The organism is Embleya sp. NPDC056575, from assembly GCF_042793325.1.
In the GTDB taxonomy this organism is placed as follows: domain Bacteria; phylum Actinomycetota; class Actinomycetes; order Streptomycetales; family Streptomycetaceae; genus Embleya.
Genome location: NZ_JBHTVA010000029.1, coordinates 1 through 16442, shown reverse-complemented (window position 1 = coordinate 16442; position 16442 = coordinate 1). Strand labels below are relative to the sequence as shown.

Below are 16442 nucleotides of genomic sequence, written 5' to 3'. Positions count from 1 at the left end.
CTCTCGCACCGCGGTCGAGCCCCGCCTCGGCCGGATTGTCGCCACCACCGTCCGTCAGCCCGCCGGAACGAATGGAGCACCGCTCATGAGCAACTTCGACGACCTGCTCGCCGCGACGGAAGAGGACTACAAGGCCTCGATCGAAAAGAACGGGCTGATCGAGCTCGTGCTCGGGGGCGGGATGAAACGCGAGCATTACGTGAGCTACCTGCGCGAGACGTACCACATGGTGCGACACACCTCGCGGATGTTGTCGCTGGCCGGCGCGCGACTCGGCGACGACTACCGGGACTTGCGCGACTGGTTCTTCGAGCAGGTCCAGGAAGAGAACAATCACGACCAATTCTGTATGAACGACCTGCGGAACCTCGGCGAGGACGTGGCGCGGGTGCTCGCCGTGCCGCCGAAGCCCGGGTCCTGGGGGCTGGTCTCGCAGAACTACTACATGGCGACGTACGGCAACCCCGTGGGCATCCTCGGCGTGGCCAGCCTGACCGAGGGCCTCGGCGCGGAACTGGGCAAGGCCATGGCGCAGGTGCTCCGGGACCGGTACGGCCTCGAACGTAATCAGGTGACCTTCATCAAGAGCCACGGCGGATTCGACGCCAAGCACATCGAAGACGTGAAGCGCGCGGTGAACGAGTTGTTGGTGAAGGATTCCGACATGGCCGACGTCATCCAGGGAAGGAGGATGACGATCCACTACTACAGTCGGATGTTCGACGATGTGCTGACCACTCCCCTCGCGTCCTAGAGTCGAGGATCCGACGGGATGAGGAGCATACGGGAAGAGCGGCGGCCCGAGGACGACGGCATTCCGACCGACCATGCGATGGCGGCCTCACCGGTGACGTTCGTGGCCGCGCCGAAGGACGAATCCGTCCTTGCCGAGGTGCGGAAGTACCAGACCTGCATGATCACCGATACCCAGGAGCGCGAAGAATACCGCGAATTCCTGGAGAAGGCGCTCAAGCCGCTCGGCATCTATCGCGATAAATTCCTTCCCGGAGTGGCGTCGAGTTGTTACAAGGTCACCTTCGACGGCCGCATGGCGGCCATCTTCAGGTTGACCCCGGCCGCGCCGGACTCGATCTATCACGAGGTGATACCGGGAGCCGCGGGCCGACGGATCATCGAGGTCAACAATGTCGCCATCGAACACTCCTTCAAGGGCGACCTCCTGCTCGGCATCATCATGCGCAACTGTGCGCTGCTTTCCCATGCCAAGGGCTTCGACTACGTCGCCGGGCTGATTCGACACGAAATCCTGCCCATGTTCGTGGACTTCGGGACGATTCCGGTGCGTCACACGCCCCTGCATCTCTTGGGCGACGAGACCATCTGCGACTACGTCACCTACTTCATGACCGACCGGAAAGAACACGTCGATTACGCGGTCTCCCGGAGCTACCACTATTTCCATCGGAAGGTCACCATGAAGAAAATCGCCGCCGACGTGGCCGAATCGACGTTGTGCCCGACCGATGCGCTCGGAGGCTGACGCCGTGCGCGAAGGCGGGCGGAAACCGCAGCCCGCGGCCCGGCTCGGCGCGATGATCGTGCAGGTGCTGGCCGGCAAGGCGGTCCACGCGGCGGCCGAGTTGGGCATCCCCGACCTGCTGGCCGAAGGGCCGCGGAGCAGCGCCGAGTTGGCCGAACGCGTCGGCGCGCACGGTCCGTCCCTGCACCGCCTGCTGCTGGCCCTGGCCGGGGTGGGGGTACTGACCCCGGTCGGCGCGGACCGCTTCGAGCTGGCCGAGCTGGGGCAACCGCTGCGCACCGACGCGCCGGACTCGATCCGCGGGCTGATGCGGATGATGTGCGGCCCCGAAGTCTGGAGCAGCTGGGGCGAGTTGGTCGCCGGCGTGCGTACCGGCGAGCCGCCGTGGGAGCTGGCCCACGGCATGGGGTGGACCGAGTACTACGCGGCCCATCCCGACGCCGCCGAGACGTTCAACCTGGCCATGGCCGAGCACACCCGCGACGTGGCGCCCGAGGCGATCGCCGCCGCGGACCTGGGGCGGTTTCGTACCGTGGCCGACCTCGGCGGCGGCGACGGCACCCTCGTCGCGCAGGTGTTGCGGACCCATCCCGAGGTCGAGGGTGTGGTGTTCGACGTGCCCACCGGTCTGGCCGCCACCGCCGACACGCTCGCCGCCGCCGGGGTGGCGGCCCGGGCGCGGGTGGTGAGCGGGGACTTCTTCGACGCGGTGCCCTCGGGCTGCGACGCCTATCTGCTCAAGCAGATCCTGCACGACTGGGACGACAAGGAAGCCGGCGCCATCCTGCGCAACATCCGCTCGGTGATCCCCCCGGCGGGCCGGGTGTTCCTGCTGGAGCGCGCGCTGCCCGAGACGGTCACCCCCGGCAGCCGGTCCGAGGCCGCCGCGCTCCTGCTGGATCTGCACATGCTGGTCGCCACCGGTGGTCGCGAGCGTACCGAGGAGGAGTTTCGGCGCCTGTTGCACACGACGGGCTTCGCGACGACCCGGATCACCACACTCCCCCGCTTCGACTTCCGGGTGATCGAAGCGACTCCGGCCCGAGACTGAGAAGGGGGATCGTTCATGTCCCGCACGACCGACCCGACCGGGCTCGACGACGGCTCCGTCGACGGCAGGCCTGTCGACGGTGCCACGATCCTGGCCAACGCCCGGGCCGTGGCCCCGGTGTTGCGCGAGGAGGCCGACGCGAACGAGCGGGGGCGCCGGCTCACCCCGCGGGCCGTCGACGCGCTGCGCTCGACCGGGGTGTTCCGCATGCCGATGCCCCGGGCGTGGGGCGGGCCCGAGGTGGACATCCGTACCCAGACCCGGATCGTGGAGGAGTTGTCCGCGGCCGACGGCGCGGCCGGGTGGTGCGCCATGATCGGCTCGGACGGCGGCTACTACAGCTCCGCGCTGGACGACGCCGTGGGCCGCAAGCTCTACCCCGACCTGGACACGATCACCGCGGGCTGGATCGTGCCGGCCGGTCGGCTCCACCGCGTCGGGGGCGGCTATCGCCTCACCGGCCGCTGGCAGTTCGGCAGCGGCTGCACCCACGCCGACGTGATCATCGGCGGCGCGATCGTGTACGAGGACGGCGCCCCCGCGCACACCGACGACGGCCGGCCCGAGGCCCGGGTCGCCCTGCTGCGCGCCGAGCAGTTCGAGATCCTGGACACCTGGTACACCACCGGCCTGGCGGGCAGCGGCAGCCACGACTACCGGATCGACGACGTCTTCGTCCCGGCCGAGCAGACCTTCCGCTTCCGCGACCTGCGCGAACGCCGCCGTGAGGGGGTCCTGTACGCCTGGCCCGGCATGTTCTTCGCCAACCTCCCCGGGGTGCCGCTCGGCATCGCCCGGGCGGCGCTCGAGGCGGCCGAGGATCTGCTGGCCGACAAGATCGCGGTGCCCGAGATGCGCCCGGCCCGGGAGGACCCCCGGGTCCGGACCGGCGTCGCCCAGGCGCACGCCATGGTCGGCGCGGCGCGCAGCCACCTGTACGACGTACTGGGCGAGCTGTGGTCGGCGCTGGAGCAGGGCACCGAACCGTCGTTGCGGCTGCGCGCGGCCCTGGTCGGCGGCTACATGCACACCATCCGGACCTGCCGCGACGCCGCCGGCGTGTTGTCCGACGTGGTCGGCAGCGCCTCGATCTACCGTGGTTGCCCGATCGAGCGCCGGCTGCGCGACCTCACCACGATCAGCCAGCACCTGATGGGCCAGCCCAAGATCATGGAGATGGCGGGCGCGATGTGGCTGGGCGTCGAGCGGGCCCTGACCAGGAACCCCCTGGCGGCCGAGGGGTTGATCTGACCGTGGACCCGACCACCGATCCGACCACGAAGGGACTGTCGTGACGTCGTTCCCGCTCTACTCCACCCCGGTGTCCGCCGACACCTGGAACGTGCCGATGGCCGGGTCCGCCCGCTTCTCCTGGGAATACGACGGGGGTCGGGAGCGGCTGCTCGCGCTGTACCAGAAGGGCAAGGACAAGCAGTGGGACGCCCGGGACCGGATCGATTGGGACCTGGAGATCGACCCGATCAACGTGGCCGGCCTGCCCGACGAGTTCAACCCGCTGCACGGCTCCGACCTGTGGGGCCGGATGTCGCAGCGCGACCGCGACGAGGTGGACCGGCACCAGGGCTCCTGGCTGTTCAGCCAGTTCCTGCACGGCGAGCAGGGGGCGCTGACCGTCTCCGCGCGGATCGTGCAGTCGGTGCCGGACATGGACTCCAAGTTCTACGCCGCGACGCAGACCATGGACGAGGCGCGCCACGTGGAGCTGTTCGGCCGCTTCGTGCACGAGAAGATCGGCATGTACTACCCGGTCAACCAGGACCTGGCCAAGCTGCTGGCCGAGTCGCTGGAGGACAGCCGCTGGGACCTGCCCTACCTCGGCATGCAGGTACTGATCGAGGGCCTCGCGCTCGCGGCCTTCGGCCTGTACCGGGACCTGGCCACCGCGCCGCTGGTCAAGCACCTGCTCGCCTACGTGATGCAGGACGAGGCCCGGCACGTGGCGTTCGGCCGCCTCGCGCTCAAGGACTACTACCGCGAACTGACCGACCGCGAGCGGGCCGAGCGCGAGGAGTTCGTGATCGAGGGCAGCCTGCTGATGCGTGACCGCTTCACCGGCCGCGAGGTGTTCGAGACGCTGGACATGCCGGTCGACGAGTGTATGGAGTGCGTCGAGTCGTCGGAGATGTTCCACCTCTACCGCTCGCACCTGTTCAGCCGCATCGTGCCGGTGGTCCGCGACATCGGCCTGTGGGGCGACGGCGTGCGCTCCGCATACGAGTCCATGGGCGTCCTGGACCACGCCAAGTCCGACCTCCTGGCCCTGATGCGCCAGGACGAGGAAATCGCCGACCAATACGACGCGGCCCGAGCCGCCGCCGACCTCGCCACCCGCAAGGCGGAGGTCGACGCGGCGATGGAACTGGGCGCGGAGTAGCGGCGCGGGCGCGGTGTCCGCGAATGCTCGCCGGGCCGCCGCCTCGGGCTACGGGCGCAGGCCGCGGACGCCCAGGTCCAGCAGGGCGCAGACGAACAGGGCGATGCCGATGAAGCCGTTCGTGGTGAAGAAGGCCCGGTTGAGCTTGCTCAGGTCGTTCGGCTTGAGCAGGCTGTGTTCGTAGACGAAGGCCGCCGCCACGATCAGCAGGCCCAGCCACCAGAAGAAGCCCGCGCCGGTGAGGGCGCCGAACCAGACGAACAGCACCGTGGTCACCACGTGGCTGATCTTGGAGGCGTTCAACGCGGCGGCGATGCCCCACTTGGCCGGCACGCTCTTGACGCCGTGCGCGCGGTCGGCGGCGACGTCCTGGCAGCCGAAGATCAGGTCGAAGCCGCCGATCCAGGTGCCCACCGCCAGGCCCAGGACCACCGCCTCCCACGACCACGAGCCGGTGATCGCCAACCACGCGCCGACCGGGCCGATCGCCTGCGCGATGCCCAGGATCGCGTGCGGGACGTTGGTGAAACGTTTGCCGTACGGATAGATCACCATCGGGATCACCGCCACCGGCGCGAGCACCAGGCACAGCGGATTCAGCAGCGCGGCGGCCAACAGGTAGAAGAACAGCGCGACCAGCGCGCCGACCCACGCGGTGCGTACCGAGACCGCGCCGGTGACCAACTCCCGCGTGGCGGTGCGCGGATTGCGCGCGTCGATCTCCCGGTCGATGATCCGGTTGCAGGCCATCGCGAACGTGCGCAGCCCGACCATCGCCACGGTGACCAGGAACAGCTCCCAGTAGTGCAGGCGTTCGTTGGTCTCGTACATCGCGGTGAAGGCCGCGATGTAGGCGAACGGCAACGCGAACACCGAGTGCTCGATCAGCACCAGACGAAGGAACGCCTTGACCCGGCCGACCTCCGACGGTGCTCCGGGAGCGGGTAGAGCGGCGGACGTCACAGCCCGTATTCCTTCCATCGGCGGGTCACCTTGGCGGCGGTCTCCGGATCCGACACGACCATCTCCGGCCAGCCGCCGTCGCGGGTGTAGCCCTCCTCGGGCAGCTTGCGGGTCGCGTCGATGCCCGCCTTGCCGCCCCAGAACTGTTGATAAGACGCGTGGTCGAGGTGGTCCACGGGCCCCTCGACCAGCATCAGGTCGCGCGCGTAGTCGGTGTTGCCGAACGCCCGCCACGCGACCTCGTGGTAGTCGTGCACGTCGCAGTCGGCGTCCACCACCACGATCAGCTTGGTCAGCGACATCATGTGCGCGCCCCAGATGGCGCTCATCACCTTCTGCGCGTGCTTGGGGTACTTCTTGTCGATCGAGACGATCGCGCAGTTGTGGAAGCCGCCCGCCTCGGGCAGGTCGTAGTCCACGATGTCCGGCACGATGATCTTGAGCAGCGGCAGGAAGAACCGCTCGGTCGCCTTGCCCAGCGGCCCGTCCTCGGTCGGCGGCCGGCCCACCACGATCGACTGGAGCAGCGGCTTTTCGCGCATCGTGACGCAGTCGATGGTCAGCGCCGGGAACGGCTCCTGCGGGGTGTAGAAGCCGGTGTGGTCGCCGAACGGGCCCTCGGGCAACATCTCGCCCGGGGTCAACCAGCCTTCGAGCACCACCTCGGCCTCGGCCGGGACCTGGAGCGGCACGCTCACGCAGTCGACCATCTCGATCCGCTTGCCGCCGATGAAGCCGGCGAACAGGTACTCGTCGATGTCCCCGGGCAGCGGCGCGGTGGACGCGTACGTCACCGCCGGCGGACACCCGAACGCGATCGCCACCGGCAGCCGCTCACCGCGCTTGGCGGCCACCTGGTAGTGGTTGCGGCTGTCCTTGTGGATCTGCCAGTGCATCCCGATGGTGCGCTTGTCGTGCCGCTGGAGGCGGTACAGCCCCAGGTTGCGCACGCCCGTGTCGGGGTCCTTGGTGTGGGTCAGGCCCAGGTTGTAGAACGAACCGCCGTCCTCGGGCCAGGTGAACAGCGCCGGGATGGTGTCCAGGTCGACCTCGTCGCCCTTGTGGACCACCTGCTGGCACGGCGCGTCCTTGATCTTCTTCGGCGGGATGTGCGCGACCGCGCCGAGCTTGCCGAACGCCTCGCGGATCCCGCCGAAACCCTGCGGCAGTTCGGGCTTGAGCAGGCCGCCGATCTTCTCCGACAACTCGTCGTAGCTCTTCAGCCCGAGCGCCATCAGCATGCGCTCGTCGGTGCCGTAGACGTTCATCGCCAGCGGCATCGAACTGCCCTTGACGTTCTCGAAGAGCAGCGCCGGGCCCTTGGCCTTGTTCACTCGATCGGTGATCTCGCCGACCTCGAGATGTGGATCGACCTCGGCGCGCACGCGCTTGAGGTCACCGCGCTTCTCCAGTGCCTTCAGGAAAGCGCGCAAGGTCCCGTATGCCATGCGTGCCAGTATCCGATACGGACTCGCCGGACCCGCACGCGCACCCGCCCGCTCGGGCTACGTTGGTGCCTTCGTGCCGGGCAGGGACGGGCAGGGAGGGGTACATGCTCACGGTCGCTTCGGAATTGCGTTCGGTGGTCGTTCACGCCGTCGGGGCGGTATGTGTACGAAATTGCGAGGTGGACCTGCCGGCGGAGGCGTCGGGGCCGGTACGGGTGCGGGTGACCGGCTTTCCGTTGACCGCGTACGGCGACCGGTTGCGGGCGCGCGTGGTCGGGGGCGGTGCGGGCGTACGGGTCACCGACGTACGGCCCGTGGTCGACGTCGAGTTGGTCGACGACGCGGATCTGCCGGACGTACTGCGTGACCTGGAGGCCGCCGAGTCGCGGCTGCGGGCGTTGCGTGAGCGGCGGGCCCGGCTGGACGCCGAACTGGGCCGGATCGCCGGCCTGGAGCCGGTGACGCCGCCCGTGCGCCGCGGCGACCCGCCGCGCACCGCGCCGGTATCCGCGCTGTTGGAGCTGGCCGCTTTCGCCGACGAGCGGTCGGCGGTGCTGCACGAGCGGATCACCGCCTGCGACGCGGAGATCCGCGAGGCGATGCGCGACGTGAACGTGTACCGCTTCCGGCTCAACGCCGGGTCGGGTGCCGCGCGGACCGAGCGGGCCCAGGCGTCCGGGACCGCCGTGGTCACCCTGGAGCACACCGGCGGGGCCGGCCCGGTCGAACTCGCGGTGGAGTACCACGTGCCCGGCGCGCGCTGGGCGCCGATGTACCAACTGCGCCTGGACGAGGCGATGACCGGCGGCACGCTGGTGATGCGGGCCTGCGTCGCGCAGCGCACCGGCGAGGACTGGTCCGACGTGCGGCTCGGGCTGTCCACCGCCGACCTGGCCCGCGGTTCCGACCTGCCCGAGCTCAAGTCGCTGCGGCTGGGCCGGCGGCAGAGCGCGCCCGCGCACGCGGGGTGGCGCGAGCCGCCGACCGGCCTGGCCGACCTGTTCGCGGGCTACGACGCGAGTCGGTCCGAGCGGCCGCGGCCGACGTACGGCGTACCCGCGGCGGCGGCCGGAGGGGCCGTGCCGAGCGAACTCATGGAGGACGAGGACCGGATCGTGTACCGGGCCGCGCCGCCGCCCGCCCCGACGCCCCTGGCCGCGCCGATCGCGCCCGGCGGCTTCGCCGGCCCGCCCCCGCCGGCCGCCGCCCGCCCCGCCACGCGCAGCCGCTTCCGCCGCGGTGCCTCGGCCGCGGCGGCCGAGGGCGACGCGTACGGGGGCGCCGGCTTCGCCGCGTTCCAGGAGTCCGGTTTCGCGCCCACGGCCGAGGTCGACGCGCGCTTCGTCGACGCCGACGAAGCCCCGCCGGTCCCGACCGAGCCGGGCGCCGACCTGCTCGACTACGCCGCGCTCGAACTGCGCGGCGCCGACGACGAACCGCAGGACCGGGGTCGGTTGCGCGCCGCGGCGTCCGGACAGGGCGGCGTGGCGGCGGAGTACCGCCGGCGCGCCGACGAGGTCACCCGGCTCACGCTGCCCGAGCATGCGCTCGCGCCGCGCGACGCGGCCGGGTCGTTCGACTACCGCTTCGACACCGCGGCCCCGGCCGAGGTGGCGGCGGACGGCGCGTGGCACACCATCCCGGTGTGCGAGATCGAGATCGGCCTCGACCCCGAGTTCGTCTGTGTGCCCGCCCTGGACGACGCGGTGTTCGGCACCGTCGTCCTCGCCAACGCCTCCCCCCACGCGCTGCTCGCGGGGCCGGCCGACGTGTCGGTGGCGGGCGAGTTCCTGATGACCGTGCCGCTGCCGACGCTGGCGCCGGGTGCGCGCGAGCGGGTCGGGGTGGGCGTGGTGGAGAGTGTGCAGGTCTCGCGCAACGCGCACATGCGCGAGTCGACCGCGGGCCTGCGCGGCGGCACCGTCGTCCTCGACCACCGCATCGAGGTGGAGGCGGTCAACCACCTCGCCCGGCCGATCCGGCTCGACATCCTGGAGCGGGTCCCGGTCACCGACGACAAGGACGTGCGGATCGAGGAGCACGACGGCGCCCCGCGCTGGGTCGAGGACACCGAACTGCGCGACGGACGACACGTCGCCGGCGCGCGGGTGTGGCACGTCGAACTCGCCCCGGGCGAGCGCGTGAACCTGACCGGCGGCTACGAGATCCGGATCCCGGCGGCGAAGGCCGTGGTCGGCGGCAACAGGAGGGTTTGAGATGACGCAACCGACGGCTCGACCTACGACGCGACCGACACGGGCTCAGGGCACGCCGGCGGAGCCCAAGCCGGAGACGTTGCCGATCACCGCGGTGACCTGTCTGGAGGACCGGGCCCAGGTGACCCGCTCCGGCCGGATCGGCCTGACCGAGGGGGTACAGCGGGTCCTGATCGGGCCGGTGACCCCCCTCGCGGTGGACCGGTCGTTGCGCGCCGAGGTGATCGCCGACGACGGAACCGCGACTGCGATCGACGCGCGGGTGCTGCGCACGTACACCCCCGAACCCGCGAACGGCCCGGGCCCGGACGCCTCCGAACTGCGCCGACTCGTCCACGAGTTGAGCACCAAGAACATCGAACTGACCCGCCGCGAGGAGAGGTTGCGCGGCCGACTCGCGCTGATCACGCAGGCCGAGCACGAGTTGCGCCGGGAGATCGTCGAGCACACCGGCTACGGGACCACCGATCCGCAGCGCTGGGCCGGCGAACTCGACCGGCTCTCCGCCGAGGCCGAGCAGCGGTTCGCCGACCTGCACGCGCTGACCGAGGACAAGAGCGCGCTGGCCCGCCGCTCCCGCGACGCGCAGGCGGCCCTCGACCTCGCCGAGCGCGCGCCGGAGGAGCTGACCGCCACCGTCGAGGTGGTCGTCGACGCGGACCGCGCGGGTTCGGCCGAGCTGCGCGTGACGCACTTGGTGCCCTGCGCGCTGTGGCGGCCCGCCTACCGCGCGACGCTGGCTCCCGACCGCGGCTCGATCGAGCTGGAGTGCGACGCCATGGTCTGGCAGCGCACCGGCGAGGACTGGTCCGGGGTCGCGCTGTCCCTGTCCACCGCGCGGCCGACCCTGGCCGCGCGGCCGCCGAGCCTGGTCGAGGACCGGCTCACCCTGCGCGAGCGCACCCAGGAGGAGAAGAAGCAGGTCGAGGTGGACCTGCGCGAGGAGGACATCGCCGCGGTCGGCAAGGTCGCGGCCGGTTCCTCGGGCACCGCCGAGTTGCCCGGCGTGGACGACGGCGGCGAGGTCCGGGTACTGGCCGCGCCCGGGCCGGTGGAGGTACCCGGCGACGGCCGGCCGCATCGGGTCCGGCTGACCACGTTCTCCGCCGACTGCACGCCCGAGGCCGCGTGCGCGCCGGAGTTGTCGGAGTACGTGAGCCAGGTCGTGCGGTTCGCCAACGACGCGGGGCACGTGCTGCTCGCGGGTCCGGTGGAGCTGGTGCGCGGCAGCGGCTACGTCGGACGCGGGCAGCTCGACTTCGCCGCGCCGGGCGAGGAGGTGCGGTTGCCGTTCGGGAGCGAGGACGACTTCCGGGTGGTCCGCGAGGTCACCGAGTCGCGCAACACGGCGGCGCTCACCGGGCGCACGGTGATCACCCGCACCGTGACCGTCTTCGTCTCGCACATCGCGGCGCCGGGTGCCGAGGCGCCCGGGACGGTGGTGCTGCGCGAGCGGGTGCCGGTGTCGGAGGTGTCGGCGGTCGAGGTCAAGGTGCGCCGCGACCTGTCGGAGCCGGCCCCCGACGCGGTCGACGACCAGGGGATCGTGCGCTACGACGTGGCGCTGTCGGCCGGCGAGCGGCGGCGGTTGACGCTGGTGTACGAGCTGCACGCGTCGGGCAAGGTCACCGGGTTGTGAGCGATCCGGTGTTCATGGGGTCGACCGTTTACGCTGGATGGGAGACGCGTCCGAGTACCGAGCGCCGAGTACCTGCCTGGGAGACCGCCACATGATCAGGGTTCTGCTGTTGCTGCTGCCCCTGGCCGTCGGGATCTACGCGTTCATCGACTGTCTGACCACCGATGAACGCAAGGTCCGCAGCCTGCCCAAGATCGCATGGGTCTTCATCCTGTTGTTCTTCTGGCCGGTCTTCATCGGTCCGATCGGCTGGTTCGTCGCCGGCCGGCCCAAGAGCGAGTACGTCTCCGGCTCCGGGGGCGGCCGGTTCGCGGGCCGGGGCCGGGGTCCGCAGAGGGCCCCCGACGACGACCCCGAGTTCCTGGCGTCGTTGTCCAAGGGCGACCGCAAGGCGGCCGACACGCCCAAGCCCGGCACCGACGAGGACGAGATGTTGCGGCGCTGGGAGGAAGACCTCAAGCACCGCGAGGACGACCTGCGCAGCCCCGACCAGGACAACCCGGAAGGGCGCGCGAAGGACAAGGACTGACCCGCGCCGTGTCACGCGAGCGCCGACCGTGATCTCGGTCGGCGCTCGCGTTTTCACAGCGCGGCGGCCACCTCGGCCGCCGCGTCCGCGAGCAGTCGGCCGGTGCGCTCCAGGGTGCGGCCGTCGGTGCGCGGCGCGAAGCCGCGCAGGCTCAGGATCAGTACGAGGTCGCCGTCCGGGGCGTGCACCGGCGCGCTGATCGCGCCCACCCGGTAGTCCCGATCGGCCTCCAGCTCGTCGATCTGTCCGCCGTCGGAGCCGCCGATCTCCGCCGCGATCTCCTCGAGCAGGGTGCGCAGCCGGGCCGCCGACGCGCCCGCGCCGAGCGTGTCCAGCCCCTCCAGATGCTCGTCCAACTCGCCCAGCGTCTCGCCCAGTCGGGTCTCCACGTCGGTGACCAGTTCGATCGCGAACCCGGCGCGCCGCGCGTTGTCGATGGCGTGCTCCATCCGAGCCCGCGCGGTGGGATCGTCGGCCTCGTCCAGCCAGCGGCGGACCGTCTGCTCGTCGGCCCAGGGCACGTAGCCGATGCCCAGCGGCGGGGTGATCGGGGCCTGGGCGCCGATGTGCGGCCGGTGCGGCTCCGCGCCCGGCGCGCGCACCACCTCCGCGATGGCCACGTGCCGCTCCCCGGGGGTCATCGCGAAGCAGGTCAGCCCGGTCTCGTCGCGCAACCGGCGCATCACCGGCCGGGCCACGTCGAGCACGCCGAGTCCGCGCGCGGCGGCGCGCCCGACCGCGACCAGGGCCGGGCCGAGCCGGTAGGTGCGCCGGGTGGGGTGGCGGATCAGCCAGCCCAGCGAGGTCAGGCTCGCCAGCATCGGATGGCAGGTCGCGGGGGTCACCGCGAGATGCCGGGCGATCTCGGACAGGGTCAGCCCCTCGGCGGGCCGTTCGGCGATCGCGTCGATCAGCGAGACGAGTCGGTCGGTCTGCGGCGAGGGGCGTGGGGCCATGGCGGGACCATACCGGATTCAACCCGTGATCTTTTCGCATAATGCGCATCTTGACTCGCACAGTGCGCAGCCGTACGGTCTGGCCACCTTACCGGGGAGGCTGCTGTGAACGACCTCGAAACTCCTGTGCACGACGTCGGGACCCCCGTCTACGACCTCAAGATCGTCAACGCCACGATCGTCGACGGCACCGGCGCGGATCGGTTCGCCGGCGACATCGGGATCCGGGACGGACTGATCGTCGCGGTGCGTCGGCACGACGGCCCCGATCCGGCCCTGGACGGCACCGCGACCGAGACGATCGACGCGGCAGGCCGGCTGGTCACGCCGGGCTTCGTGGACATCCACACCCACTACGACGGCCAGGCCACCTGGGACGAGGTGCTCGACCCGTCCACCTCGCACGGGGTGACCACGGTGGTCTCCGGGAACTGCGGGGTCGGATTCGCCCCGGTGCGGCCGGGTCGCGAGGACTGGCTGATCCGGTTGATGGAGGGCGTCGAGGACATCCCCGGCACCGCGCTGGCCGAGGGCATGACGTGGGGCTGGGAGACGTTCCCCGAATACCTGGACGTGCTGGAGCGGCGTACCTTCGCCGCCGACATCGGCGTCCAGGTCGCGCACGGCGCGGTCCGGGCGTACGCGATGGGCGAGCGGGGCGCGCGCAACGAGCCGGCCACGGCCGAGGACATCGCGGCGATGGCGGCGATCGTCACCGAGGCGATCGAGGCCGGCGCGCTGGGCTTTTCCACCTCGCGCACCGTCGCGCACAAGGCGATGGGCGGCGAGCCGGTGCCGGGCACCTTCGCCACGGAGGACGAACTCTTCGGCCTGGGCCGGGCGATGGCCGCGGGCGGGCGGGCCGTGTTCGAACTGGCGCCGACCGGCTCGTCCGGCGAGGACATCGTCAAGCCCGCCTCCGAGGTGGCCTGGATGCGCCGACTCGCCGCCGAGATCGGCATGCCGGTGTCGTTCGCGCTGCTCCAGGTGAACGCGGCGCCGGGGTTGTGGCGCGAGCTGATGGCCGAGTCGCAGGCGGCGAACGAGGCGGGCGCGCGACTGCATCCGCAGATCGCGGGGCGCCCGTTCGGGATGCTGACCGGCTTCGGCACGCGCAACGCGTTCAGCAAACGACCGACCTTCCGGGCGCTGGACGACCGGCGCCTGGCGGGCGAGCTGGACGACGCGGCGTTCGCGGCCGCGCTGGCCCGGCCCGAGGTCAAGGCGGCGATCCTGGCCGAGACGGACCTGCCCAGCGACCCGAACATCCCCGGCGACTCGGTCAACCTGGCGATGCAGTACATGCTGGACCGGATGTATCCGATGGACCCGGTCCCGGACTACGAGCCGCTGCCGGACCGCACCGTGGCCGCGATCGCGCGGGCCCGCGGCGAGGAGCCGTTGGCGACGCTGTACGACCTGCAACTGGCCGACGACGCGCGGACCACGCTGATGGTGCCGATGTTCAACTACTCCGACGGCGACCACGAGGCGATCCGGGAGATGTTGACCCACCCGGCGAGCGTGTTCGGCCTGGCCGACGGCGGCGCGCACTGCTCGATGATCTGCGACGCGTCCCAGCCCACGTTCCTGCTCACCCACTGGGCCCGCGACCGCACGCGCGGCGAGCGGCTGCCGCTGGAGTTCCTGGTCCGCAAGCAGACGATGGACACCGCCGCGCTGTACGGCCTGACCGACCGGGGTGTGATCGCCGAGGGCAAACGTGCCGACCTGAACGTGATCGACCCGGACACCCTCACCCTGCACCGCCCCCGCATGGTCCACGACCTCCCGGCCGGCGGCGGCCGCATGCTCCAAAAGGCCACAGGCTACGTAGCCACGATCGTCGCCGGCGAAATAACCCGCCGCAACGGCCAAGACACCGGCGCCCGCCCAGGCCGCCTCATCCGCGGCGCCCGCTGACCCACACCCGGCGGACCTTATGGGACAGAGGCCGAGCGTCGGGCGGGTCAGGACGGCCCGCCCGAGCGGGGTTCCGCGGGGTTGCTCGCGTCGGTGGTGGTCGGTCAGATGGTCGGCAGGCCGTCGAGGGAGGGTCGCGGCGGGTCGCGGCGGTCGGTGGGGCGGCGGCGTAGCGTCACCGCGGCGAGCACTCCGCCGATCAGGCCGAACAGGTGGCCCTGCCACGAGACGCCCTCCGCGAGCGGGAGGAGTCCGATCGCGAACGAGCTGCCGTACAGGGCCACTACCGCGAAACCGATCAGCACGTCGAGCACCCGCCGATCGGCGAAGCCGCGCACGACCAGGTACCCGAACAGGCCGAAGACCAGGATGCTCGCGCCCGCCGAGTTCGATCCCGACGGCGAGGTGAGCCACACCCCCAGCCCGCCGACCACCGTGATCACGAGGAGCACGGTCAGGAACCGGGCGACTCCCCGCAGCGCGGCCAGGAAGCCGAGCAGCATCAGCGGAAACGTGTTGGACACGATGTGCCCGGTCCCGAAGTGCAGGAACGGCGCGGTGAGGATGTCGGGCAGTTCGTCCGCCCGCCGCGGTGTCACCCCGTGTGTCAGCAGCGAGTCGTCGGTCGCGTAGTTGATCATCTGGACCACCCAGATGGCGCCGATCAGCACGCCGGTGATCACGACCGCGTCGCGAACTCCCGATATGGATATGCGGGATGACATGCTCCACCCTCCCCGGCGGTGAGTGATACCGCCCCCGGGCCAGGATAGGAGGCACGCGCGACGAGCGCGGTGATGGGCGGGCGGGTCGGCCGCCCGCGTCAGTTCGGCTTGCGGACCACGAAGACGAAGTAGCCCATGTATTCGTTGATCAGCTCGCGGAGCTTCGGCATCGCCGCGTCCATGTTCGCGGTCGTCTCCGCGCCGTATCGGGCCAGGATCCGCTCGTGGTGCTCGCGGTAGAAGATGTCCATCAGGTCGCCGGTGACCACGAAGCTGTCGGTGTGGTTCTCGAGGCGTTCGAGGTGGAATCCGGCCTCGGTGGTGACGCGTTCGAGCAGGGCCGCGGGTGTCTGGGGCGGCGGGGACGTCCACACCGCGCGCCATACGGCCAGGTGTTCCGGGGTCGGCTCGCCGCGCTTGGTGAACTCGGTGAACAACAGCCGTCCGCCGGGGCGCAGTACGCGCCACGCCTGGCGCAGCACGGCGAGGCGGTTCTCCATGTGGGCGAACGAGTCGATGGCCCAGGCGGCGTCGTACGACTCGTCCTCGTACTCCTTGCCGAGATCCATCGCGTCGGCGAGGGCGAAGCCCACCCGGTCGGCGAGTCCCGCCTCGTCCGCGCGGGCCCGGCACAGTTCCACCTGGGAGCCGCTGACGGTGATGCCGGTGACCCGGGCCCCAGTCGCGCGCGCGGCCCGCAGGGCCGGGCCGCCGGTGCCGCAGCCGATGTCGAGCAGGTGGTCGTCCGGCCCGAGGTCCAGGGCGGCGATGTAGTGGTCGGTCTGCCGATCCATGGCGAGGTTGGCCAGGTCGGTCAGGCCGGCGGCGCGATTGCGTGCGCCCGGCGTCACCCACATGCCCACGTGGATGGCGGCGTCGCCGAGGATGAGCCCGTACAGGTCGCCGAACTCGTCGTAGGAGGCGCCGACTTCCTCGGGGGTGGGAGCGGCTTGGGCACTTTCCGGGTATTCGTCCACTGCCATGGTCGCCACCATAGCGCTGTGTGACCACCCGGACACCGACGAAATCGGCCAGTTCCCAAGGCCCGGCGAACACCGAGACGGGTCCGCCCCGTCGCCCCGACCGGGGGCGACGG

General features: G+C 71.2%; 14 protein-coding genes. 9 read left to right on the top strand and 5 right to left on the bottom strand.

Annotation, left to right across the window (positions count from 1 at the left end):
* Positions 1-85: 85 nt before the first annotated feature.
* Genes ACFRCG_RS23250 through ACFRCG_RS23230 form a run of 5 tightly spaced genes read left to right on the top strand, consistent with a single transcriptional unit; the run spans position 86 to position 4947 of the window.
* Entirely contained in the window at positions 86-754 is a 669-nt protein-coding gene (locus tag ACFRCG_RS23250) for an iron-containing redox enzyme family protein (RefSeq protein ID WP_380034297.1), read from the top strand.
* 18 nt (positions 755-772) lie between these two features.
* Positions 773-1501 carry a hypothetical protein gene (locus ACFRCG_RS23245; RefSeq protein ID WP_380034295.1) on the top strand — a complete coding sequence of 243 codons (729 nt, stop codon included), beginning with the start codon at positions 773-775 and terminating at the stop codon, positions 1499-1501.
* Positions 1502-1505: 4 nt separating this feature from the next.
* Complete coding sequence (locus ACFRCG_RS23240) at positions 1506-2552, top strand: methyltransferase (RefSeq protein WP_380034293.1); 1047 nt, start codon at positions 1506-1508, stop codon at positions 2550-2552.
* A gap of 15 nt (positions 2553-2567) precedes the next feature.
* A complete protein-coding gene (locus ACFRCG_RS23235) occupies positions 2568-3803 on the top strand; it encodes an acyl-CoA dehydrogenase family protein (protein WP_380034292.1) in 1236 nt (411 codons plus the stop codon).
* Between the two features lie 40 nt (positions 3804-3843).
* Positions 3844-4947, top strand: a complete 1104-nt coding sequence (locus tag ACFRCG_RS23230) for a ferritin-like domain-containing protein (RefSeq protein ID WP_380034290.1) — start codon at positions 3844-3846, stop codon at positions 4945-4947.
* A 48-nt stretch (positions 4948-4995) separates the two neighbouring features.
* On the opposite strand, the gene mqnP is transcribed toward ACFRCG_RS23230, so the two are convergent.
* Together mqnP and ACFRCG_RS23220 are read right to left on the bottom strand one after the other, a co-directional pair.
* Positions 4996-5928 carry a menaquinone biosynthesis prenyltransferase MqnP gene (gene mqnP, locus ACFRCG_RS23225; protein ID WP_380034288.1) on the bottom strand — a complete coding sequence of 311 codons (933 nt, stop codon included), beginning with the start codon at positions 5926-5928 and terminating at the stop codon, positions 4996-4998.
* Positions 5907-7358 carry a menaquinone biosynthesis decarboxylase gene (locus ACFRCG_RS23220; RefSeq protein WP_380034286.1) on the bottom strand — a complete coding sequence of 484 codons (1452 nt, stop codon included), beginning with the start codon at positions 7356-7358 and terminating at the stop codon, positions 5907-5909. The genes mqnP and ACFRCG_RS23220 overlap by 22 nt, the downstream gene beginning before the upstream one ends.
* 179 nt (positions 7359-7537) lie before the next feature.
* Here ACFRCG_RS23220 and ACFRCG_RS23215 point away from each other — a divergent pair, with 179 nt between their 5' ends.
* The 3 genes from ACFRCG_RS23215 to ACFRCG_RS23205 all read left to right on the top strand — a co-directional run bounded on the left by ACFRCG_RS23215 (position 7538) and on the right by ACFRCG_RS23205 (position 11742).
* Entirely contained in the window at positions 7538-9574 is a 2037-nt protein-coding gene (locus ACFRCG_RS23215; RefSeq protein WP_380034284.1) for a DUF4139 domain-containing protein, read from the top strand.
* Position 9575: 1 nt separating this feature from the next.
* Complete coding sequence (locus ACFRCG_RS23210; RefSeq protein WP_380034283.1) at positions 9576-11213, top strand: DUF4139 domain-containing protein; 1638 nt, start codon at positions 9576-9578, stop codon at positions 11211-11213.
* A 91-nt stretch (positions 11214-11304) separates the two neighbouring features.
* Positions 11305-11742 (top strand): PLD nuclease N-terminal domain-containing protein, encoded by a 438-nt coding sequence (locus ACFRCG_RS23205; RefSeq protein WP_380034281.1) that lies wholly within the window; start codon positions 11305-11307, stop codon positions 11740-11742.
* Between the two features lie 53 nt (positions 11743-11795).
* Here the strand turns inward: ACFRCG_RS23205 and ACFRCG_RS23200 are convergent, their stop codons facing one another.
* Entirely contained in the window at positions 11796-12698 is a 903-nt protein-coding gene (locus ACFRCG_RS23200) for an IclR family transcriptional regulator (protein WP_380034279.1), read from the bottom strand.
* Between the two features lie 105 nt (positions 12699-12803).
* Between ACFRCG_RS23200 and ACFRCG_RS23195 the strand changes: the two genes are divergently transcribed.
* Positions 12804-14621: an amidohydrolase family protein gene (locus ACFRCG_RS23195; RefSeq protein WP_380034277.1), complete on the top strand. Its 1818-nt coding sequence runs from the start codon at positions 12804-12806 to the stop codon at positions 14619-14621.
* A gap of 104 nt (positions 14622-14725) precedes the next feature.
* Here ACFRCG_RS23195 and ACFRCG_RS23190 read toward each other — a convergent pair whose 3' ends face one another.
* Both ACFRCG_RS23190 and ACFRCG_RS23185 read right to left on the bottom strand, forming a co-directional pair.
* Positions 14726-15346, bottom strand: coding sequence for a rhomboid family intramembrane serine protease (locus ACFRCG_RS23190; RefSeq protein WP_380034276.1), 621 nt, complete (start codon positions 15344-15346; stop codon positions 14726-14728).
* A 98-nt stretch (positions 15347-15444) separates the two neighbouring features.
* Complete coding sequence (locus ACFRCG_RS23185; protein ID WP_380034274.1) at positions 15445-16329, bottom strand: SAM-dependent methyltransferase; 885 nt, start codon at positions 16327-16329, stop codon at positions 15445-15447.
* Positions 16330-16442: the final 113 nt, after the last annotated feature.

Bases quoted from the DNA above. Each gene is read 5' to 3' on its own strand.
- ACFRCG_RS23250 (WP_380034297.1), top strand. From the start codon at position 86: ATGAGCAACTTCGACGACCTGCTCGCCGCGACGGAAGAGGACTACAAG.
- ACFRCG_RS23245 (WP_380034295.1), top strand. From the start codon at position 773: ATGAGGAGCATACGGGAAGAGCGGCGGCCCGAGGACGACGGCATTCCG.
- ACFRCG_RS23235 (WP_380034292.1), top strand. From the start codon at position 2,568: ATGTCCCGCACGACCGACCCGACCGGGCTCGACGACGGCTCCGTCGAC.
- mqnP (WP_380034288.1), bottom strand. From the start codon at position 5,928: ATGGAAGGAATACGGGCTGTGACGTCCGCCGCTCTACCCGCTCCCGGA.
- ACFRCG_RS23220 (WP_380034286.1), bottom strand. From the start codon at position 7,358: ATGGCATACGGGACCTTGCGCGCTTTCCTGAAGGCACTGGAGAAGCGC.
- ACFRCG_RS23210 (WP_380034283.1), top strand. From the start codon at position 9,576: ATGACGCAACCGACGGCTCGACCTACGACGCGACCGACACGGGCTCAG.
- ACFRCG_RS23205 (WP_380034281.1), top strand. From the start codon at position 11,305: ATGATCAGGGTTCTGCTGTTGCTGCTGCCCCTGGCCGTCGGGATCTAC.
- ACFRCG_RS23200 (WP_380034279.1), bottom strand. From the start codon at position 12,698: ATGGCCCCACGCCCCTCGCCGCAGACCGACCGACTCGTCTCGCTGATC.
- ACFRCG_RS23190 (WP_380034276.1), bottom strand. From the start codon at position 15,346: ATGTCATCCCGCATATCCATATCGGGAGTTCGCGACGCGGTCGTGATC.
- ACFRCG_RS23185 (WP_380034274.1), bottom strand. From the start codon at position 16,329: ATGGCAGTGGACGAATACCCGGAAAGTGCCCAAGCCGCTCCCACCCCC.